The sequence below is a fragment of the Photobacterium piscicola genome (assembly GCF_900166965.1).
GTDB classification, from domain to species: domain Bacteria; phylum Pseudomonadota; class Gammaproteobacteria; order Enterobacterales; family Vibrionaceae; genus Photobacterium; species Photobacterium piscicola.
This window is the reverse complement of record NZ_FUZI01000003.1, coordinates 232,697-255,088: the sequence shown is the minus strand read 5'-3', so window position 1 is coordinate 255,088 and position 22,392 is coordinate 232,697. Positions and strand designations below refer to the sequence as shown.

Here is a 22,392-nt window from a genome sequence, read left to right as displayed (position 1 = left end):
AGTAGGTTATTATTCGTTAACTAACTGAAATGCAGTACGCAATTGATCAAGATAGTCTTCATCACGACAAATACTTTTACCTGGTTCATCTGATATTTTGGCAACCGGTCGACCTTCACACTCTGTCAGTTTTAAAACGACATTCAATGTTTTTACATCAGGTAGATCACAAGTAAGTTGCGTACCAATACCAAAGCTAACATTGATGCGATCATTAAAGTGTTTATAGATCACTAAAGCTTTATCAAGTGTAAGGCTGTCTGAAAAAACCAAAGATTTTGTTTTTGGATCAATACCTAATGCTTGGTAATGTGCAATGGCTTTTTCACCCCAAGAAATAGGATCACCACTGTCATGGCGTAAACCAATAAAACGCTCAGATAAACGCTGATCGAAATCACGTAAGAAAGCATCCATATTGATGCAGTCTGTTAGTGCTATACCTAAATCATGTGGATATTCTTGTAACCAGCGGTTAAGTGCTAACTGTTGAGAATCAGCCAATTCACCAGACAGTTGTTGATGTGCTTGGAACCACTCATGAGCTTGAGTACCAACAGGGGTTAATCCGCGAGTATAAGCTAAATAGTAATTCGATGTGCCTTTAAATTCAGGCATATTATCTTTAAGATAATCAACAACATGGTGATGAACGTCTTTTGAAAAACGACGACGCGTACCAAAATCAACTAACGCAAATTGGCTCAAATCACAATCTTTTGCATCATGATAGAAACGGTCAATTTTTGTTTTTAGTTGTTCAATAGCAATGGCGGCTGTCGCTTGTGGATAAAGATGCTTACAGCGCGTTTCACAAATAATGGCAAGTAATGGTACTTCCCATAAAATGATGTCTAGCCATGTACCACGAATAGTAATCGCCAGTTGATCACCTGAGATATCAATATCAACGTTATTTGCTTTAAGTTTAAAATCTTTTAAGAATGCAAGGTAATCAGCATGAAAAAAAGTTAGAGTCGATAAGAAGTCGAGTTCACCTTGGGTGAAAGATAAGGTCGCAATGTGATCAATTTGTGCTTGAATTTCAGCAGCGTAAGGACGTAGATCTTCTTCGCTACGGCAATGAAATTCTGCCACAGCTTCAACGCCTGGGTATTGATGGAAAACTGCTTGTTGCATATGCAATTTATAAGCATCCGTATCAAGCAGGGAGTCGATAACCCCAATATTGTGTCTGTTATTATTCATACCTGGTAATAGATACTCAAATTAATAAACTTAAAGAATTTATTTTTATAATTATAGGATCTTTAAATTCAATGTCTTGGACATGGTTTATAAGGTTTAGTAAATAAATAACTAAACTATTTAACTGGTGTGAGATTGTGACCTAAGAGGTGAACTACGTCAAGGAATATCAAGTTTACGCCTTGTGACTGTTGCATTAATCATCTCAACGTGTATCACGAGTAAAACACGGAAACGATTTCGTTTGTAATAATATATATTGTCGATTAAGTCATGCTTGAAAAGTGTTAGTCGTGACACAATATTAATATATGACAGTCAACATTAATCGGTCGCTCATGCCTATCGCATTTGAGCAATCATAAAGGATATAAAAATAATGACAGAACATTCTACAGTGACTCAACCTGCGGCAAAATATCGTTCAGACTATCGCTCGCCTGATTACACCATTACGGATATCGATCTGACATTTGACCTTCATGATACCAAAACAACAGTTGTTGCTATTAGTCATGTAGTACGACTTAGTGAGCAAGAAAATGCTGAGTTAGTGTTAGACGGTGATGATTTAACATTGATCAGTGTGACTGTGAATGGCCAAGCGTGGTCAGATTACCACCAACAGTTAGGCCATTTGACGTTAACTAATCTTCCTGCTGATTTTGAATTGGCAATTACGACTGAAATTAATCCTGAAGCTAATACGCTACTTGAAGGTCTATATAAGTCTGGCGGTGGTTTTTGTACTCAGTGTGAAGCAGAAGGTTTCCGCCGCATTACGTTCTATTTAGATCGCCCTGATGTTTTAGCACGTTTTACTACTAAAATTATTGCAGATAAAGCCGCTTTTCCTTACATGCTAAGTAATGGTAATCGAATTGCGGAAGGTGAGCTTGATAATGGCCGTCATTGGGTACAGTGGCAAGACCCATTCCCTAAACCATCGTACTTATTTGCACTTGTTGCTGGTGATTTTGATGTATTGCGCGACACATTCACCACTATGAGTGGACGTGATGTTGCACTAGAAATTTTTGTCGATAAAGGTAATCTTGATCGTGCTGATTATGCAATGACATCATTGAAGAATTCCATGAAGTGGGATGAAGAACGTTTCGGTCTTGAATACGATCTAGATATTTACATGATTGTGGCGGTTGATTTCTTTAATATGGGTGCAATGGAGAATAAAGGTCTCAATGTCTTTAACTCTAAGTTTGTATTAGCAAATCCAAATACCGCAACAGATACTGACTATCAAGGTATTGAAGCTGTGATTGGTCATGAGTATTTTCATAACTGGACAGGTAACCGTGTTACTTGTCGTGATTGGTTTCAATTAAGTTTAAAAGAAGGCCTAACCGTTTTCCGTGATCAAGAGTTTTCTTCAGATTTAGGCTCTCGACCTGTTAACCGTATTGCTAATGTGCGTATTGTTCGTGGTCCACAATTTGCTGAAGATCGTGGCCCAATGTCTCATCCAATTCGTCCTGAAAAAGTCATTCAAATGAATAACTTCTACACATTAACTGTGTATGAAAAGGGCAGTGAAGTGATCCGTATGCTACATACTTTATTGGGTGAAGCAAATTTCCAAGCGGGCATGAAGCTATACTTTGACCGCCATGATGGTACAGCAGCAACCTGTGATGATTTTGCACAAGCAATGGAAGATGCTTCTGGGATTGATTTAAGCCGTTTCCGTCGTTGGTACAGTCAAGCAGGTACACCGGTCGTTAGTGTATCAACCGCTTATGATGCATCAGCGAAGAGTTACGCTGTCACTATTAAGCAGCAAACCTCACCAACAGCCGAGCAAGTTGAAAAGCAACCACTGCATATTCCGTTTGATATTGAATTATACAATAGTAAAGGTGAAGTGATTGCCTTACAAATCAATGGTGAAACAGTACATAATGTACTTGATGTAAAAGAAGCAGAGCAAACATTTGTATTTGAGAATATCGCAGAGCAGCCTGTCATTTCGATGTTACGTGAATTCTCAGCACCTGTGATCTTAGAATATGATTACACTGATGATGAGTTGATTTTCTTAATGGTTAATGCATCGAATGAATTTGCTCGTTGGGATGCGGGACAAATGCTATTAGCGAAATATATTCGTCAAAATGTAGCCCAAGTACAACAAGGTCACAGTGTAACGTTACCTGACGCTGTTATTGATGCGTTCCGTGGTGTATTACTGGATGAAAATCTTGATCCTGCTTTTATTGCTGAAATGCTAACACTGCCAAGTGAAAATGAAATTGCAGGTTGGTATACAACTGTTGACGTTGATGCGATCAATCAGGTTGTAGGTGCATTTACCCAGTTACTTGCTTCTGAAATGGAAGATGAGTTTAGTGCGATTTATCATAGCTTAACGCAAGGTAGCTATAGCTTAGATCATGCGGCAATGGCACAACGCGCACTGCGTAATAAATGTTTGTCATACTTGGCATATACCGCACAAGGTAATGCATTAGTTGCAGCACAATATAAAGCAGCTGACAACATGACAGATACGATGGCCGCAATGTCAGCAGCCAATAATGCGCAACTTGATTGTCGTGCAGAGCAAATGGCTGATTTCAGTGATAAGTGGAGTCATGATGGCTTGGTGATGGATAAGTGGTTTATGCTGCAAGGCACTAATCCTGCGGCAGATGCATTAGAAAATGTGCGTCAGACAATGAATCATCCTACATTTAGCTTGAAAAATCCTAACCGTACTCGTAGTTTAGTTGCAGGTTTTAGTGCTAATAACCCAGTACATTTCCATGCTAAAGATGGTTCAGGTTATGCGTTTTTAACTGAAATATTAACGATTCTAAACACCAGCAATCCACAAGTAGCGGCACGTTTGATTGAGCCTTTACTTAAACTTCGCCAATACGATGCTAACCGTCAACAACTGATGCGTGAGCAACTTGAAAAGTTAGCCGCGATGGATAATTTGGCTAAAGACTTGTTTGAAAAAGTCCAAAAAACACTTGTTCAAAAATAAGTGATTGATGTTTTAACGTGAGTGTAAGCGAAAGCCAGTGACTGATTGATAATAGTCACTGGCTTTTATTTTATCTTATTGTTTTAAAGATTTTATATAACAACGAATGGGGGATTAGCGATGCGCAGTTTTACGTTTACCATTAATATTAGTTACACTCTTTTTCTGCAACATTATTCAGGTGCCACCAGTAGTGTGGTGGTTTTAACTGATACTGGCTTAAAACTTCAACTTCCTGCAGTAAGGTTGCGAGGTTTTTTAACTCATGCAGGTATTACAGGGAAATTTCGTGTCATCGTTAACAGTGATAATAAATTTGAGGCAATCGAACGCCTTTAACTGTGGTTTTACCTATTTTTAATAGCGACAAATAACGAATGGAAATAATCTTATTGCATGCTATTTTACAAAGTGATCATTGTTCTCACTGCATTAAATGCCATCATTAATCTTGTTTGTTTAAATAAAAAAAATAAATAATAGCAAAAATGAAAAGTAAGGAAATACACGTTTGTGGTTAACCGTTTACTCAATCTTTCGTCTACACCTTATTAAAATAAAAAGTATATTTGTTTACTTTTAGTGTAAATAGAATGTATCAGTTAATATTATTGTGTGTTTCAAATGTTACTAGATAGTGCGTTTTACTTGAACTCACGAAAACGTTTGCTTTTGATGATAATTATTTGAAATTAATGCTACTCATAAGCCATTGTAAATATTGATATAAAATATAAGTCCATGTTTTATTGATAATAATCAAATGAATAGGGATTGTATTTAGCCTTATAACTGTGAATAATACCACCCCGTTTATACGGGATTTTTAATGGAGTTATAATGTTATATCGCATCGCACGATCCGCTATTTTCCAGTTGGATGCAGAAAAAGCACACGACCTCGCTATTCAGAATTTTTCTCGCTTTACTGGTACTCCACTTGATCTCTTTTATCGTCAACATGTTCCTGAGCGTCCTGTTGAAGTTATGGGTATTACGTTTAAAAATCCTGTCGGTCTAGCGGCTGGCCTAGATAAGAATGGCGAATGTATTGATGCATTTGGCGCAATAGGATTTGGTTTTGTTGAAGTTGGTACTGTAACACCTCGCCCTCAGTCGGGTAATGATAAGCCGCGTTTATTCCGTTTGATTCCTGCTGAAGGTATTATTAACCGTTTTGGTTTTAATAACCTCGGTGTCGATAATTTAGTTGAGAATGTTAAGAGGTCGACTTATGACGGTGTGATTGGTATTAATATCGGTAAGAATAAAGATACACCGATTGAAAAGGGTGCTGAAGACTATTTAATCTGCATGGAAAAAGTTTATCAGTATGCAGGTTATATTGCCGTCAACATCTCATCACCAAACACACCAGGATTACGTTCGCTACAATATGGCGAAGCATTAGATGATTTATTATCACAACTAAAACACAAACAAACTGAGCTAGCTGAATTACATGGCAAGTATGTACCGCTAGCACTTAAGATCGCCCCTGATCTTGATGATCAAGAAATTGTTCAAGTTTGTGAATCACTCATTCGCAATAATATTGATGGCGTTATTGGTACTAATACCACATTAGATCGTACCTTAGTTGAAGGTATGGATCATTGTGATGAAATGGGAGGCTTAAGTGGCCGTCCATTACAAAATAAGAGTACTGACGTTATTCGTAAAATGGCAATTGCGTTGAATGGTGCATTACCGATTATTGGTGTGGGGGGTATTGATTCTGCAATGTCTGCTCGTGAAAAAATCCAAGCTGGTGCGCAATTGGTTCAAGTTTATACTGGCTTTATTTACCATGGTCCACGTTTAGTAAAAGACATTGTTAACGGCCTTTAATATAAACAGCTAAGCTCATCCATCATACGATATTTATTGATAAGCCAAATTGGATCATGCATTCAATTTGGCTTTTTTATATCTACAAATTAAAAAATTAATAAAACTACATAATTAATGATGAAATATTGTCATCATTTTTCCCCTTTTAATTTGTCATCTGTGACGTAAAATTTTATCTATAATCGTTGATACAGAGTAAGAGAGCGAGGGATCCATGCTAACTCCAAACAATTCTTGGCACTGGCGGTTTGATATAAAGCGCAATACATTGATGCTCGATCTTGGCAATGAATTATTATTTTGTGTTTCTATACCAACAAAAAAATTAGTTGAAGAAGCTAGATCAACATTAAAGCAAGTCTTTACGGTAACCGATGTTGCTGCTTACCAAGCGTTTAAAGAAGGGATGGATGAGTTATCACTATCTGAAGCGCGTAAGTCTGAACTGGCACTAAATGCCGTAGCAACGTATCGTTTTCAAAAACCGATAATGGCTAAAAGCTGGTTCTTTACGCCGCAAGTCGGAGCTGATCCTCATTGGGGTGAAGTGGTTATGTTACAAACTGAACATGGCTGTGCTCGGTTTATTGTTATTGAAAATGACGGTAATTCAAGCCTTTGTATGTTAGCTGATGTGACACCCATGGCATTAGATAATAATAAAGTAATGAGCTTTTCTGATACGATCCGTGTGATGAATAATCGAATAACGTCTTATTTAGGCTCTAAGTCAATGAACTTTGCTTTAGTAGGGTAGGGAATAGTTATTTCGTTATTCTCTATCTGCTTTAGTCAGCTGTTTGTAACATGCTTTATCACCTATTTTCGAAGTTATCCTCACGTAATAACATGCCTTATTCATTGATATAATAATAACCTGATCCTATCTCTTTTTACTCTTCCTGCTTTGTTTATATTTTATCACTGTTATCACTGTTATCACTGTTATCACTGTTATCAGCTTGGTTATTTTCAATCGGTGTTTGTTATACCGTCCTACCTACAAACCATCATTTCTTAATTTCTTAATATAGCTATATTGGCTTATATATTTAGCGATATAGTCTTGCTCTTATTTTACCTATTACCTTATTAGTGTGCTGGTGGTTTTAATTAAATTGCGCCAAAAAAGTGATATTAGTATCAATATCTGTGTGATCTATGTCAAAAAAATGATCATTTGAGTGTGAAAAATGAGCAATATAGAGACGACTATAGCCAAATAATCGCTCTATATTGTTACAAACAACCTCATTATTTATCTGTTAATTTCCTTATTTTAAAAACACCAACCTTGTGGTTGCAAAAGAGTAAGTTAAATTATTCCAATTATTCCCTTTGGTCGGTTTTACGTAACTATGGTGTTTTGATTCGATGTGGTATTTATTATTTTAATGTGGTTTTTTGCTTATTATACTTTTATTAATCAACATCCTAGAAATTGTCTTTGTGTGGGCACAATTGTTTTTTTAGTATTTTGTTTAATAATAAATGGTTGAGGTGAGCTATATTGTTTCCGTGAGGGGTTAATGCTGTTTTTGATAGGGTGAATGATCTACTAGTAAAAAGATGCGCTGAATTTGTGTTCAAAAAACGAGGTTAAAAGGCCTATCAGTTATCAAAGGCTGGTTTTTTCATCTAATTAGGAAATTGATTGTGGTAAAAGCGAGGTATTTAATGTGATTTCAGTTATAATTCGACGCAATATTAGTGTGAAAAGAACGCCATGAATCAATATTTAGCGATTACTTCCCGCGGCCTAGAAAACTTGCTTGCGGATGAACTAGAACAATTAGGTGCACAAAACATTCAAGTTGTGCATGCCGGTGTCCGTTTTAAAGCAGATCAAGCAATGGCTTATCGTTGCTGTCTATGGACTCGTATTTCCTCTCGAATCATCCAAGTGTTGAGTGAGTTTAATGTCCGTGATGATATGGACTTATACTTAGGTGCAACGGCGATTAATTGGATGAGCCACTTTGATAGCAATACCCGTATTGTGGTTGATTTCAATGGTACTAACCGTGAAATTCGTAATAGCCAATACGGTGCGATGAAAATCAAAGATGCGATTGTTGACCGTTTTACTAAAGCGGATCTTCGTCGCCCTAATATCGATCGTGAAAATCCAGATCTACGTATTCATATGCGTCTTTCTGGTGAGAAAGGTATCCTTGGCCTAGATATGGCAGGCAGCGGTTTACACCAACGTGGTTACCGTAGCGAAGCCGGTCGCGCACCTCTTCGTGAAACTCATGCTGCGGCATTAGTGATGAAAAGTGGCTGGACACCAGAAACTGCATTGTTAGATCCAATGTGTGGTTCAGGTACGTTAGTGATTGAAGCCGCTATGATGGCTGCTGACATTGCCCCTGGCCTTAAACGCAAGCGCTGGGGTTTTGAGTCAATTAAAGACTTTGACAAAGAAGCATGGTTAGAGATTCATGCTGAAGCGACAGTGAAAGCGCGTCGTGGTCCTGCAAAAGTAACCACAAAGTTCTTTGGTCGTGAAATGGATCAACGTGTATTAGCGATTGCTCGTGATAACGCGGGTCGTGCTGGTGTGAAGAGTTTGATTGATTTTGCCTATGGTGATGCAACACAACTGATTCGCCCAGAAGGCTTTGATACTGGCATCATTCTTTGTAACCCTCCTTACGGTGAGCGTTTAGGTACAACATCTGAACTTATCTCATTGTACAAAGAGTTTGGTAACCGTTTAAAACTTGCCTTTGAAGGTTCAGTTGCGGCTATCTACTCAGGTTCAAATGAATTGCTAAGTTGTATGCGTATGCGTGCAGACAAACAATTTAAATTAAGTAACGGTGCATTAGATTGTGTACTTAAAACATACTTAATTACGGCAGGTAGTGTTAAGAAAGAAGACGGCGAAAAAGAAGGCGTTATTGTTCAAGAAGACGTAGCCCCTGATTTTGCCAACCGTTTGAAGAAGAATATTGCTAAGTTAGGTAAGTGGGCTAAACGTGAAGGCGTTGAGTGTTACCGTATTTACGATGCGGATCTTCCTAACTACAATGCTGCTATTGATAAATACAATGATTATCTGATCATTCAAGAATACGCAGCACCAAAGACAGTTTCTGAAGAAACCGCACGTCGTCGTATTATGGATGTATTACGTGCCACGATTGAAGTAACAGGTGTTGAGCCAAATAAAGTTATTTTAAAAGTACGTGAGCGTCAAAAAGGTCGTAATCAATACCAAAAGCTATCAAGTGCAGAACGTCACATGACAGTGGATGAATACGGTATTAAGTTTAAAGTGAATCTTTATGATTACCTTGATACAGGCCTATTCTTAGATCACCGTATTACACGTCGTATGCTAGGTAAAATGGCAGCAGGTAAAGATTTCCTTAACTTGTTTGCTTACACTGGTTCTGCAACGGTTCATGCAGCAGTCGGCGGTGCTAAGTCGACAACAACGGTTGATATGTCGAATACTTACTTGCGTTGGGCTCAAGAGAACATGGAGCTTAATAACCAAGTAGGTGATCAACATGAGTTTGTTCAAGCTGATTGTCTCCAGTGGCTACAAGAAGTTGATGATACGTTTGATCTGATTTTTATCGATCCACCAACGTTCTCAAACTCTAAGCGTATGAAGCAGACGTTTGACATTGAACGTGATCACATCATGTTAATGGAAAACTTAAAGCGTATGCTGCGTCCAGAAGGACAGATTGTATTCTCTAACAATAAGCGTCACTTCAAGATGGATCTTGAAAAACTGACTGAACTTGGTTTGCACGCTAAGAATATTTCAGATAAGACTTTACCACTTGATTTCGCTAAGAATAAGCAAATCCATAACTGTTGGATTATCACTCACAAGGAAGACTAAGTGTTAATAACACTTTATAGCACACAAGGATGTCATCTCTGCGAGCAAGCTTATGGTTTGCTGGTGGAGATGGGTGTGCAGCATCAAGTAAGCATCGTTGATATTGCCTTTGACGATGCTTTATTCTCTCGTTACGGTGTAACAATACCCGTACTCTCAATTTCAAATCATGATGATCACACTATTTCGAAGCCAGAACTTCATTGGCCGTTTGATCGGAATAGGTTAACAGCATGGTTAACTACTAATGAGCTTGGTTAAAAAAAGATGGCACTAATTAAAATCAGTAACGCCCAACTAGCCTATGGCGATCATGCTTTACTTGATAAAGCAGAATTTCTTCTTCATTCTCATGAGCGTGTTTGTCTTGTTGGTCGTAATGGCGCTGGCAAATCAACATTAATGAAAGTGATTGCTGGTGAGGTATTACTTGATGACGGTAGCATTCAACGTCAAAACGAGCTGGTGGTTTCGCGCTTAGAGCAAGATCCACCACGTAATGCTGAAGGTTCAGTATTTGATTATGTTGCTGAAGGTCTTGCTGACGCCGGTCGTGTATTACGAGAATATCACCACCAGTTAGATTTAGTGACAGAAGATCCTAGTGAAGCAAATATTAATAAGCTAGCACGCATTCAAGAACAAGTTGATCACCATAATGGTTGGCAGCTTGATACACGCATTGCCGCTGTACTAGAAAGTTTAAAATTAGAACCACATACATTGTTAACTGACCTTTCTGGTGGTTGGCAACGTAAAGCGGCACTTGCTCGTGCGCTTGTATGTGATCCTGATATCCTTTTATTGGATGAGCCAACAAACCACCTTGATGTAACAACGATTGAATGGCTTGAAGGTTTCCTAAAAGATTTCCGTGGTTCAATTATCTTTATTTCTCACGACCGTGCATTCATTCGTTCAATGGCAACACGTATTATCGATTTAGATCGTGGTCAATTAGTGTCTTTCCCTGGTGACTATGAAGCTTACTTAGATGCTAAAACTGAACTATTACGTGTAGAAGAAGAACAAAACGCATTATTTGATAAGAAACTAGCGCAAGAAGAAGTATGGATTCGTCAAGGTATCAAAGCTCGTCGTACCCGTAATGAAGGTCGTGTCCGTGCGCTTAAAGCATTACGTAATGAGCGTAGTGAACGTCGTGACGTTGTAGGTAAGGCTGATATGCAGCTACAAGATGCTAACCGTTCAGGTAAGATTGTCTTTGAAGCTAAAAATATCGGGTATAGTTATGGTGAGAAGCAAATCGTTAAAGACTTTAGCTTTAATGTTATGCGTGGCGATCGTATTGCACTGATTGGTCCTAACGGTTGTGGTAAGAGTACGCTGATTAAAGTGATGCTTGATAAATTACAAGCAACAGAAGGTAACTTCCATTGTGGTACTAAGCTTGAAGTGGCTTACTTTGACCAATACCGTGAAATTTTAGATCCAGAGAAAACGGTAATGGATAACCTTGCTGATGGTAAGCAGGAAGTGACCATTAATGGTAAGACGCGTCATGCATTAGGTTACCTACAAGATTTCTTATTCCATCCTCGTCGTGCCCGTACACCGGTTAAAGCACTGTCTGGTGGTGAGAAAAACCGTTTGTTACTCGCAAAATTGTTCCTTAAACCTAATAATTTATTGGTTCTCGATGAACCAACAAACGATTTAGATATCGAAACATTGGAACTTTTGGAAGATATTCTTGCCAATTATCAAGGGACATTGCTTTTAGTGAGTCACGATCGTCAATTTGTTGATAATACTGTGACGACAAGCTGGATTTTTGAAGGCGATGGCGTTGTTAACGAATACGTTGGCGGTTACCATGATGCCCAATCTCAGCGTGCTAATTCTTATGCAAATCAAGCAAAAGAGCAGGCTGCTCAAATTGAATTAGCAAAAAAGAAAAAAGCAGATCAAGAACAAAAGCAGCAACAAGCAACACCTAAACGTGCAGGTAAGAAGTTATCTTTTACGCTTCAACATGAGCTAGCAGGCTTACCGCAAAAAATTGAAGACTTAGAGAATGAAATCGCAACATTGCAGGAGCAAGTTAATGATCCTGCGTTTTTCTCGGATCCGAAAAAAGATACTCAAGCGACGCTAACAGCTTTAGCTAAGCTTGAAGAAGAATTTGAAGTAGCTTTTGAACGATGGGAAGAGCTGGACGCGATGCAAAAGGAATCCTAATGCCACATAAGATGTTAAAGCTTTCTACACTTGCTATTTTAATTGCAGGGGCATCACAAGCGAGTGCTGCTGTATATACTGTTGTACCTGTTGCAAATGCTGATAGTGCCGGCGTTAAGCAACTCGCTAATCAAGATTATTTTGCAGAAGCTCAAGCTAACGCAAACAGTACGCCGATCACTGTATCAAGTACGGGTATTAAACCATCAGCTGAGAATGCTAACTGTTTTACAGGTACTGAGTGTGCTGTTGATGATTACACTGTTACAGGTGTTGCTCGTCGTGGTACAGAAGGTACACCGATTGCAGATGTAACGCCGTATAATCAAAATAGCCAAGAAATCGTTAATCAATATGAATTACGCCGCTATTGTGATGATTACTTAGGTTATGGCACTTGTGATGTTTGGGCTGAAAGTCAGTTTTTTGGTCTGAAATACACTGATGATGACGAATGGAATGGCCAAGGCGTAGGTGGCTTACAGAAAAAGTTAGCCGCTTGGGTATACGGTTACCATTCTAATGCTCAAGGCTTATTGAATGGTGAAGCTGTAGATTCTTTTGCTACTGATGCTACAAAATACGATGGTACTCAAAAAGCAAACCTTGGTAATATTATTGCCGACACTACAGACACGCTTGTAAAGGGCGCTGTAGGAACTAATTTTGTTTACGGTATTACGTCATCGTCATTATTTAAGAATGGCTCTGGTATGCCTCGCGCATTTGAAAAGCGCGGTTTTGTTAATACTAACGGTGAGTCTGTTCAATTAGCGCCTGTAACTACATCAAATGCGCTTGTTTCAAATATGGGACAAACACAGGCTAATGATGCTGTTGCTATGACTGACGGTAAGTTACTTGTTGTTGGTTCATCGTCTTATGCGCCTAGTTTCTTTGCTAAAGATAGTGATGGTAAAGATCGTGAAGATGATAATAAATTACCAAGCTCTGATGATATTTTAAATAATGGCTCACATCCGCTAAATTTTAACACAATGAAGCAATGTGCAATTAAGTCATCAGATAATCTGTATGCAAATTGGGAATGTCAGTTTAGTACGTTTGCAAACGAAGCTGCATATTGGCTGGTGGATACCGATGGGACTGTAACATCTCATGCCATTACGGCGGGTAGCGGTGATAATCGTGATGGTTTAGCTGTTATTGATAAAGACAATGACGCATTATCATTCCAAGCATCTGCTCAAGCGGTAGCACTGGATACTAATGGTGCTCCAATTGCTGTTGGTTATTCAACAACAGATGTTAGAGATGACTTTTACGCAATACAAGCAGCATATTTTACTCCAAAATCGGCTGATTTAACGTCATGGACACGTACTTTAATTCCTGGATTAGATATTAAGCCAGGTGATGATCGTGACTTTACTTACACTATGGCAAATGGCGTTAACAATAAGTCTGTAATTGTAGGTGATGCAAAAGGTAATGGTGAAAAGCCACAACGTGCATTCGTTTACAAAGCAGGACAAAGTAAAGCGCAGTTTTTTGATGATCTAGCTCCCGCTATTTTCTTCAAAGATTCAAACAGTAATGCAGCCGCAGTCAATGATAATGATCAAGTTGTAGGCTGGGTTGATATTGAAGCAAGTAAAGGTAAAGAAGCACGTCATCGCGCATTTACTTATATGACAAATAATTCTGTTATTAAGAATGCCAATGGTGAGGTTGTACTTGCTCCAAATAAAGCGTGGATGCTTGATGACCTAACTAATGATCCAAATGCTGGTGCGGGTTCTGTAGCAAACTCATACCGTATTTTAGACGCGACTGGTGTTAATAATGCGGGTGTAATTGCGGCAACTGCTTATTACTGTCAAGGTGGCTATGCGAATCTTAGTAACCTTGCACACTGTAATGGTACAGAGCAACGTGTCATCGTTAAGCTAGTGCCTAATGCAAATGCAACCGCTAATGATATTCAACCTCGTGTAAAAGATGAAGATGAACCGTTGAAGCGTTCTGGTGGCTCACTAGGTATTTTAGCTTTGACAGCGTTAGGCTTTATTGGTTTCAGAAGAAGAAAATAATTTTTTAATTAAATTGTTTAATTGCAACGGGCTCACAATTTGTGGGCCCGTTTTGTTTTTGAGCTTGATCAATTTTAGAATTTGACCCATTTTTAATAAAGGAGTCATAACACTCCGTCATTACTTTATTGTAATGAAAAGTACCAAACAGATAAGGATGAGGATCGAACTATGAAGAGACAAAAGCGGGATCGTTTAGAACGCGCACAAGCTCGAGGTTATCAAGCCGGTTTGAATGGCCGTTCTACAGATGATTGTCCGTACAACGGTACTGACGCCCGTACGAATTGGTTAGGCGGTTGGCGAGACGCAAGAGAGGAAATGCAACAAGGTCTCTATAAATAAGATAACCTCCCTCATGGTTAACCTTTCTGAGGCCCCTTAGGAGAAGGGGCTTTTTATTATAACAAGTATTATTGCTATCATTTTTGCGTGGCGTTGATGATTACCCTTGCACAATAAGCTATCTATTTTTGATTTATTGCTGTTGGAATTTAAATTAGCTAGCATTAATGTTGAAAGACAGTATATTTGTAGAAGTATTGCTTGAGGTAATTGCTTGAGGTAATTGCTGGTGGATGCGATAGAATATTAAATATTGTTCATCAGTATAAAACGGGTAAAAAAAAGCCCTGAAGAAAACTTCAGAGCTTTAATGTGTTAGCTTCTAATCGAATTAGAAGTTATCGGTATCTTTGAATAGACCTACTTTAAGATCTTTAGCAACATAGATTTCTTTGCCATCAACAAGTACGCGACCATCCGCAACTCCCATAATAAGCTTACGATTAATAACACGTTTAAGCTGAATATCGTAAGTGACTTTTTTAGCTGTTGGTAGTACTTGGCCTGTAAATTTAACTTCACCTACACCAAGTGCACGGCCTTTACCTTCACCGCCAGACCAGCCAAGGAAGAAACCAACAAGTTGCCACATAGCATCTAAGCCAAGACAACCTGGCATTACTGGATCACCGATAAAGTGGCAGTTAAAGAACCATAGATCAGGATTGATATCTAATTCCGCATGGATAAACCCTTTGCCGTGGTCTCCACCTTCTGCAGAGATATTCACAACACGGTCAATCATCAGCATATTATCTACTGGTAGTGATGGAAATTCAGGACCGTATAGCTCGCTTTTACCACATGCAACTAGTTCTTCGTGTGTATAAGAATTCTGGCGTGTCATTAGAATCATTTACTCCTTCAAAAGTATGCAAGCAATTTAGCTTACACGTGTACGCTAAACAACTCGGATCAGTTCTGGCCCAACCAGTTGGATATCATTAATCGAAGTCGATTCACAATACCAATCTCACTTGAAAGGTCACCATGGTGGAAATAATCGATGCGTTCTTCAATTAAAGAGAGGATAGTTTCGTCGTCCTCATTTTCACTGCGGAACGCTTTATTTGTAAGACGAGGGATTGCCTCATCAACATTATTTACCGCCCAAACATGGAATTGTTTCGCTTTAATTGCTTCAATCACTTCGTCGTTTAAGCAAAGACTAGATAGATTCGTATGCGGTAAAATCACACCCTGATTGCCAGTAAGGCCACGATGAACACAAACCTTATAGAAGCCTTCAATCTTTTGGTTGATACCGCCAACCGCTTGTACACGACCAAATTGGTCAACAGCACCAGTCACTGCAATCTCTTGATTAATCGGTTGCAATGATAATGCAGACATTAATGCACAAAGTTCAGCTAATGATGCGCTATCACCATCAACTTCTGAATAGGATTGTTCAAAAACAATCGACGCAGAGTAGGGAAGCGCTTGATCTAAATCGAGTGCTGTCGCAACAAAGGCTTGCATAATCATCATGCCTTTTGCGTGAATATTACCGCCAAGTTCAACTTTTCGTTCAACGTCAGTAATATCACCATCACCAAAGTGGACCACACATGAAATACGAGCCGGTTCGCCATAAGCGCTCGGGTGTCCTGGCATTTCAACAACAGTTAAGCCATTTACCTGACCAATTTCTTCGCCTTCAGTGGCAATTAATACTTGGCCATGATGAATATCTGCAATAGCACGTTCAGGTAAATATGACTCGCGGTATTCTTTTGCCCTTAACGACGCTTTAATGTTACCCGCAGTAATAGGCTTGCCTTCTGATTCGACTGATGCTTCTGACAGTAAATTTAAATGCCATAATGGACATAAAGGTAAACGTGTTTGATCTTCTGCGTGGCGAGCACCTGCCAGTAATAAAGCATGGATCGCATCTGAGTCAGCAAGAGCAGGTAAGTTATAGTATTGGCTAATACCTTTAACATAACGGATGTAATCGGTCAGCGTTGCTTCATTAAGCAATAGATCTTGCTCAAATTCACCATACATTGCCATACCATCACTTAAATCCGGCTCAGCAGCATCAAGCTCAGCCATGAGATAACGTTCGCCTATAATTATAAGCTTAACGTTAACTGTTTCTGATACTGGTATTTCATAGAGACGTTTATTCGTGATAGGTTGCCATTCAAGTTGGCCATCCATCAGAACATTTTTTAACTGTGGCCATAAGCTAGGATCACTTAAAATGGCTGTAATAGATAAAACAAGGTAACCGTTATGGGCTTGATGAAGTAGACCGTGTTTTAATTGTGGTTGTGTTTCACCGTCTTTAGCCGGATAAACTGCGCCAAATAACTTCTCATGAGTGACGTTGTCACCAGCAATGATGATGGGTTGTTCTACTGTGTTTCCATTATTTACACTTGATTTATTAATACTTTTTTTTAGCAATTCAATAATGTAATCACGATATAACGTGTTATCAGAAGCTGTAATGCGTAGAATGCGTGGCTGTAAATTCATCGCGGTGAAGCGGCGTATAGCATCTGACAAGCGGGACTGAAGGATGCCGACCAGAGTAGGTTCTAGATCATCATATTGATCTAATACGTGCTGATACGGGCTGTAATCTGGAAACATGTTACGCCAAGATTCTTCATGCATAAATTTATGATTTCTATTGTTACTGTGATAAAGATGTGCAGTATAAAGCAATCAAAGGGCTCATAATAGACACTTATCGTCTATATTTAAATTTCAATATTAAGCCGACTTAATATTAAGAGAATTGATTGTCATTTTACCGATCAAGAGTTACACTGTAACAGTTAACCTAAATAGTTTGAGAATTATCAATCCTATGAAATATCAGCAACTTGAGAACCTTGAAGCAGGTTGGAAATGGACTTATTTGGTGAAAAAATGGAAAGAAGGAGAGGCAATAACAAGCTTTATTGATCAAAGTGAAGCTGACGCAGCAATACAAACCTTGCTTGCGATTGAGCATGAACCAACCAAGGTTATCGAGTGGATTAATAATAATATGGCGAATAGTTTAGAAAATAAACTAAAACAAGCCATTAGAGCCAAACGAAAGCGACATTTTAATTCTGAACAGACGCATACCAAAAAGAAATCGATTGATCTGGATTATCGCGTTTGGGAAAAATTAGCTGAAAAATCACAAGAGTTAGGTTCAACGTTATCAGACACAATCGAATACTTGATCAGTGAAAGCTCTCGAACCGAACAAGCAAGTAAAACCGTTTCAAATTTGAAGAACGATCTTAACCAACTACTTAATTCAGATTCTTTTGAATAATATACTTTTTGATAAAGTCGTTGGGGCTTTTCTTTCAAGCTAAACTTTATTATTAAGGAGTGTGTAATGGAATATGTTCTTTTATTAGCTGTTGTGGTCATTTTTCTTGTATTTAAAGATCGACCTATAATGGTACTAGAGTTTAAAGATGGTGATCTTATCAAGACAAAAGGGCAAGTACCTACGGGATTTCAAACTGCGTGTCGAGATATTGCCCATAAAACCCCATTTTCTGGACGTGTAAAAGTATATAAAACACGATTTGCTACCAAATTAGATTTTTCAAATACAATTCCACAAAAAGTAAAACAACGTATAAAAAATGTTTTCCCTCATAATGTATCTACATCTAAACGTGGAAAAAGAGCGTAAATGTGGATTTTAAATAAAAAACGCTATCATTAACGGTGCGTTTTTTATTTAAATAAGGTTTAAAATGATAACTCCTTACGCAAAACGATTATTAAAAGGGGATGATCTACGTCATTCACTATTAGAATTTATTCAATTAAATAAGATACAATCTGGTTCATTATTAACAGGTGTTGGTTGTTTATCTCAAGCTAAAATCAGATTAGCAAATGAGCAAAAAATATTACATCTCGATGGACCATTAGAAATTATATCTTTGTCTGGAACATTAACACCTAAACATGTTCATATACATATATCTGTAGCTAATGGTGAAGGGCGGGTATATGGTGGTCATTTAGTTCCTGGTTGTATAGTGTCTTATACCGCAGAGCTCTGTATGATTGAATATAATAATTTAAGATTTGAGTGTGAATATGATCGTCAAACTGGGTTTGATGAATTGGTTATATCGAACAATAACTAATTAGCCCAAGTGATGCATTCTTGGGCTGTAATTGTTATCTAATAGATTTCATTAATGCTTCTTTACTTTGAATAAAAAAGGCTATTTTTTCTTTTAATTCAGCTAGTTCATTTTCTGCTTTTAATCGTAGAATTGTTTCTTGTTCTAATTTTTCACCTATTTCAACGGCTAAATAACCACCCTTAATTAATGCCTTTGTTGTTACATTTGTTTCTGTCAGAGATTTTAATGCTTCAATCATGTAATAATGCTGATCGATATCTCTAATTGTAATTGCCATAGATACTCCTTTTGTTATTAATAATATCAAGAAGATAGCAATCAGTGAACCTTTTATTCTAATGCACTATAACTTTTAATATATCTTATAAAAAAGCCACCTCTCGATGGCTTCAATACTCTAACTTATTGTTCTTTTGCCTATTAAAATCTCTGAGAAATCCGTGTTTTGACAAGAGAAAGGAGAGCGTGATATATAAATAGCATCACCAGAACGCAATGAATCTATAAAAAAGTTACTAAACATTAATTGTGAATTATTATTATCTAAATGTTCCATTCCTAATAAGTAATAATGATTTTGGAATCGTAGAAATAAACCATTAAAACGACTAGAATAATAATTATTCGTACTACATTTTCGTGAAATCACCATTGATGCATGACCATCATTTAATGTTAACTGTAATGTATCTTGTGTAGCGTTATTATTTTTTGTTGAAAACTCATATGTAGCTTTCGTATTTACCGAGCTGATAATTGCTTGGATTAATAAAAAAACAATAGCACTAATAATGCCAATAAGCGCTTTATTTAACACTACAAATTTCCTGTTTAACGGTTGATGAGAAATCAACAAAATGGCCATTACTTATGCTAAACAATTGATAATAATTACATCCTTTACTCATCGGGAAGGCATACCATTGGCTTATACTGCTATTATCATTCTGTAATATTGCATTCTGTACTGGCTTAGGTAAATCAATACCATTATAAATAACAGGTAAGCCCTCAACAGAAGTTGTATCAACAAAAAACAAAAAACGATAACAAATTATTAATGTAGTAAAGAAAAAAGCAAGGCCAATAATAATATCAAGAAGTTTAATATTGCGACTACGTGTTTTTTTAACGGTCACATTATCTAATTCTTGATGAATCAAATTTTCTTTTTTTTCTAAATTAACAATAGGTTGAGTTTCATTTATTACATGTATATTTTTGTCTTCATTACTTACAACATTATTTTTCGGAGGGTGAGAACCATCGTCAATCAGTGCTGTTTGCCGAATACAGTAACCTAATTTAGGCTCCGTTGTTATTATTTTATGTTCACCAATTTTAGTAAAGGCAGTACGTAAATTTTTAATTGCAACCGTTAATGAATTATTGGTAACAATTTTACCTTGCCAGCATTCAGCTAATAAAACTTCTCTATATATTGTATTATTAGCAGCTTCAGCAAGAAGAGTGAAAATTAAGGTTTCCGATCGTGATGCTTTAATAAAAGCACCATCACTAATCCGCGTTATGGTTCTACGTGCAAAATCAACATCGAAACGCCCAAGACGTTTACAACCGCCGTTTACTTCATCGTTCATTTTTATTCTTATCTATCAGTTTTAGCTATAAAACAATAACTAAATTGTCATCAAATACACAATATCAAAGTAGAGACAGTGTCTTAGTATTCTATACAAAACCGCTAAATATGCAATTGTGAAACGGGTATAACTATCATAAAACCTATAACTCTTCGACATGATTTATTCTCTTTAAAAGATAATCTATACATTATTGTCTTAAATCTAAGTATTTTTATCGTAAATGTTAATTTTCTGCCTGATTAATGCAAGATAACTTATATTTTATGATACTGATAGTGCAGAAAATTTAAATACGAAGAGCAAAACGCTGGTTTTTTATGGCTAAAAATAGGCAATAAAAGGGGATATTATTCATAGAGACTGATATATTTTGTTGAATTCTGCCTTAATCAATGGATGTTGATTACGATAAAAATAGTGTTAAATAAGCTATAGTGATAAAGCTAAGATTATAAAGCAGGGAAGTTAGGCATTTTTCAAACATCTAAAAAAAAACCAATTTCGATGACCATATTGGATCGCAATGGTGCCATCTGGACGATCAAGAACCTTAACGACTTGATGCACAAGCCATTGGTTTTCTTCAGTTGGATCAATCAAATAGATAACTTTGTCGTATTGAAATGTCAGTGATTTTGATACTTTTCTTGGCTCTTGCCATGCAAAAATATCATGTAATTCATCTGTAGATTCACGTAATGGCCGATGCATGTCTTTAGGATATTGAGCAGCTTTAGCAAAACGTTGGTTAAAATCAGTGATAAAGTCGGGGAGCCACGCATTAGCTTGTTCAATATTATCAATGTGTTGTAAACGCATTTCTTTGACTAAGCGATCTTGTAAGGTTTTGTTGGCACGCTCAACACGACCTTTGGCTTGAGAGCTGTTTGCGCAAATCAATTCAATGTTTAAGTCATGTAATACACGACCAAACTGAGTCACGCGGTTGGTTTTCGCATCCCGTTTACTGACATGAAACACCGCATGTCGATCGCTGTAAAAAGCAGTGGGCTTACCATGGTGTTCAACATATTCACGCGTGGCGACCATGTAATCAAACGCAGATTCTGTTTCACTAAAACGTAAGTTCATCAGTTTGCCGGTGGCGTCATCAATGAAAACCAACAAACAACATTTGTCGCTGCGGCCTTCAAACCAATCGTGATGTGAACCATCTATTTGAATTAACTCGCCATAACAATCACGACGATGACGAGATTGATAAACACGAGGCTTACGTTTGAAATGTGGTACCCAAAAGCCATCAGCGATCATCCATTGTTGGCGTAAGGTTTCTAATCCAATTTTAATGCCGTGACGTTCAATCAATTTTTCACGTGCCAATGTGGGTCCAAAGTCTGAATAATATTCGTGGATGAGATTTAAAATACGCAGCCTAAGATTATCATCATAGCGATGATTACTTGGCACACCGCGTTGTTGTGAAAGTAATCCGCTAGCACCGAACTGAGTAAAGCGTTTTACTAATCGAGATACTTGACGACAGCTCAAGTTCAGTCATAGTGAGCAACATTTATTGATTCCAGTTCATAGCAAAACCTATGATCTGAAGATAGTTCAACATGACATTTCTAAATGGGACCTACAACTTAAGTGCGCATTATGTTCAATGCAATTATGTTGAATGCTTGGCTTTGCTTGACCATAGTCAAACGTGGGCGAGGGACGAGAATCGTTTTTCTTTGGTCAACATTTAATATAATTCCATAATGCGAATTGGAGGTTTGGTTTTTGCTTGGAACATCGTAGATACTAAGCCGCTTATCTTTCACGTCATTATTGCATCCTCGATATATCATCACTGGGTGATTTTTTAGTAACTAAATAAAATCACCATCCTGCCAAGCATCTTTTGCTTTTAGTTCGTCTCTACTGCAATAAAGGTTTCTTTAAAGTAGTAGGGAATCTGTTAACAATTTTCAAATTACCAAGCAATAATAAAAAAATGCGGAGGGAGGCAAGCTTTAGCGCCATTCGCATTTTTATGTCACGTATCTGGTTTTACTTCATTAATTGGTTCATCAATCAAATTAATTCTATTTAAGAATAATCGGTAAATTATTCTTGTGTATTTGGCTCTTTTTGGGGCTTTTTC

The 22,392-nt window shown here is 37.6% G+C and carries 18 protein-coding genes and 1 pseudogene; 12 read left to right on the top strand and 7 right to left on the bottom strand.

What is annotated here, in order from left to right; all coding sequences use genetic code 11:
• Positions 1–9: 9 nt before the first annotated feature.
• Positions 10–1,209: a nicotinate phosphoribosyltransferase gene (pncB, locus tag CZ809_RS10085; protein WP_080157466.1), complete on the bottom strand. Its 1,200-nt coding sequence runs from the start codon at positions 1,207–1,209 to the stop codon at positions 10–12.
• Positions 1,210–1,588: 379 nt separating this feature from the next.
• On the opposite strand from pncB, the gene pepN reads away from it, so the two are divergent.
• The 9 genes from pepN to rmf all read left to right on the top strand — a co-directional run bounded on the left by pepN (position 1,589) and on the right by rmf (position 14,539).
• A complete protein-coding gene (pepN, locus tag CZ809_RS10080) occupies positions 1,589–4,219 on the top strand; it encodes an aminopeptidase N (RefSeq protein WP_080157464.1) in 2,631 nt (876 codons plus the stop codon).
• Positions 4,220–4,339: 120 nt separating this feature from the next.
• The gene (locus tag CZ809_RS10075; RefSeq protein WP_080157463.1) at positions 4,340–4,558 is read left to right on the top strand and encodes a DUF2835 domain-containing protein; all 219 of its coding nucleotides are present in this window, start codon (positions 4,340–4,342) and stop codon (positions 4,556–4,558) included.
• Between the two features lie 501 nt (positions 4,559–5,059).
• Positions 5,060–6,070, top strand: coding sequence for a quinone-dependent dihydroorotate dehydrogenase (pyrD, locus tag CZ809_RS10070; protein ID WP_080157461.1), 1,011 nt, complete (start codon positions 5,060–5,062; stop codon positions 6,068–6,070).
• A 217-nt stretch (positions 6,071–6,287) separates the two neighbouring features.
• Positions 6,288–6,830 carry a cell division protein ZapC gene (locus CZ809_RS10065; RefSeq protein ID WP_080157460.1) on the top strand — a complete coding sequence of 181 codons (543 nt, stop codon included), beginning with the start codon at positions 6,288–6,290 and terminating at the stop codon, positions 6,828–6,830.
• A 969-nt stretch (positions 6,831–7,799) separates the two neighbouring features.
• Positions 7,800–9,938, top strand: a complete 2,139-nt coding sequence (gene rlmKL / locus CZ809_RS10060) for a bifunctional 23S rRNA (guanine(2069)-N(7))-methyltransferase RlmK/23S rRNA (guanine(2445)-N(2))-methyltransferase RlmL (RefSeq protein WP_080157459.1) — start codon at positions 7,800–7,802, stop codon at positions 9,936–9,938.
• Positions 9,939–10,199, top strand: coding sequence for a glutaredoxin family protein (locus CZ809_RS10055; RefSeq protein WP_080157458.1), 261 nt, complete (start codon positions 9,939–9,941; stop codon positions 10,197–10,199).
• Between the two features lie 6 nt (positions 10,200–10,205).
• Positions 10,206–12,140: an ATP-binding cassette ATPase Uup gene (gene uup / locus CZ809_RS10050; RefSeq protein ID WP_080157457.1), complete on the top strand. Its 1,935-nt coding sequence runs from the start codon at positions 10,206–10,208 to the stop codon at positions 12,138–12,140.
• Positions 12,140–14,194, top strand: coding sequence for a DUF3466 family protein (locus tag CZ809_RS10045; protein WP_080157455.1), 2,055 nt, complete (start codon positions 12,140–12,142; stop codon positions 14,192–14,194). Before uup ends, CZ809_RS10045 begins: the two co-directional genes overlap by 1 nt.
• Before the next feature lie 171 nt (positions 14,195–14,365).
• Positions 14,366–14,539, top strand: coding sequence for a ribosome modulation factor (gene rmf, locus CZ809_RS10040; protein ID WP_036794667.1), 174 nt, complete (start codon positions 14,366–14,368; stop codon positions 14,537–14,539).
• Positions 14,540–14,870: 331 nt separating this feature from the next.
• Here rmf and fabA read toward each other — a convergent pair whose 3' ends face one another.
• Both fabA and CZ809_RS10030 read right to left on the bottom strand, forming a co-directional pair.
• Positions 14,871–15,386 carry a 3-hydroxyacyl-[acyl-carrier-protein] dehydratase FabA gene (fabA, locus tag CZ809_RS10035; protein WP_045029019.1) on the bottom strand — a complete coding sequence of 172 codons (516 nt, stop codon included), beginning with the start codon at positions 15,384–15,386 and terminating at the stop codon, positions 14,871–14,873.
• A gap of 68 nt (positions 15,387–15,454) precedes the next feature.
• Positions 15,455–17,170, bottom strand: coding sequence for an AAA family ATPase (locus CZ809_RS10030; protein ID WP_080157453.1), 1,716 nt, complete (start codon positions 17,168–17,170; stop codon positions 15,455–15,457).
• Between the two features lie 196 nt (positions 17,171–17,366).
• On the opposite strand from CZ809_RS10030, the gene matP reads away from it, so the two are divergent.
• The 3 genes from matP to CZ809_RS10015 all read left to right on the top strand — a co-directional run bounded on the left by matP (position 17,367) and on the right by CZ809_RS10015 (position 18,666).
• Complete coding sequence (matP, locus tag CZ809_RS10025) at positions 17,367–17,828, top strand: macrodomain Ter protein MatP (RefSeq protein WP_080157452.1); 462 nt, start codon at positions 17,367–17,369, stop codon at positions 17,826–17,828.
• Positions 17,829–17,894: 66 nt separating this feature from the next.
• Positions 17,895–18,200: a DUF3634 family protein gene (locus CZ809_RS10020; RefSeq protein ID WP_080157450.1), complete on the top strand. Its 306-nt coding sequence runs from the start codon at positions 17,895–17,897 to the stop codon at positions 18,198–18,200.
• 64 nt (positions 18,201–18,264) lie between these two features.
• Positions 18,265–18,666, top strand: a complete 402-nt coding sequence (locus tag CZ809_RS10015) for a PPC domain-containing DNA-binding protein (protein WP_080157449.1) — start codon at positions 18,265–18,267, stop codon at positions 18,664–18,666.
• Positions 18,667–18,700: 34 nt separating this feature from the next.
• On the opposite strand, the gene CZ809_RS10010 is transcribed toward CZ809_RS10015, so the two are convergent.
• The 4 genes and pseudogenes from CZ809_RS10010 to CZ809_RS09995 all read right to left on the bottom strand — a co-directional run.
• The gene (locus tag CZ809_RS10010) at positions 18,701–18,946 is read right to left on the bottom strand and encodes a hypothetical protein (protein WP_080157448.1); all 246 of its coding nucleotides are present in this window, start codon (positions 18,944–18,946) and stop codon (positions 18,701–18,703) included.
• A gap of 120 nt (positions 18,947–19,066) precedes the next feature.
• Positions 19,067–19,486, bottom strand: a complete 420-nt coding sequence (locus CZ809_RS10005) for a hypothetical protein (RefSeq protein ID WP_080157446.1) — start codon at positions 19,484–19,486, stop codon at positions 19,067–19,069.
• Positions 19,476–20,270, bottom strand: a complete 795-nt coding sequence (locus CZ809_RS10000) for a winged helix-turn-helix domain-containing protein (protein ID WP_080157445.1) — start codon at positions 20,268–20,270, stop codon at positions 19,476–19,478. The genes CZ809_RS10005 and CZ809_RS10000 overlap by 11 nt, the downstream gene beginning before the upstream one ends.
• Positions 20,271–20,774: 504 nt before the next feature.
• Positions 20,775–21,794: pseudogene (locus CZ809_RS09995) on the bottom strand (ISNCY family transposase); the annotation flags it as partial.
• Between the last annotated feature and the right edge of the window lie 598 nt (positions 21,795–22,392).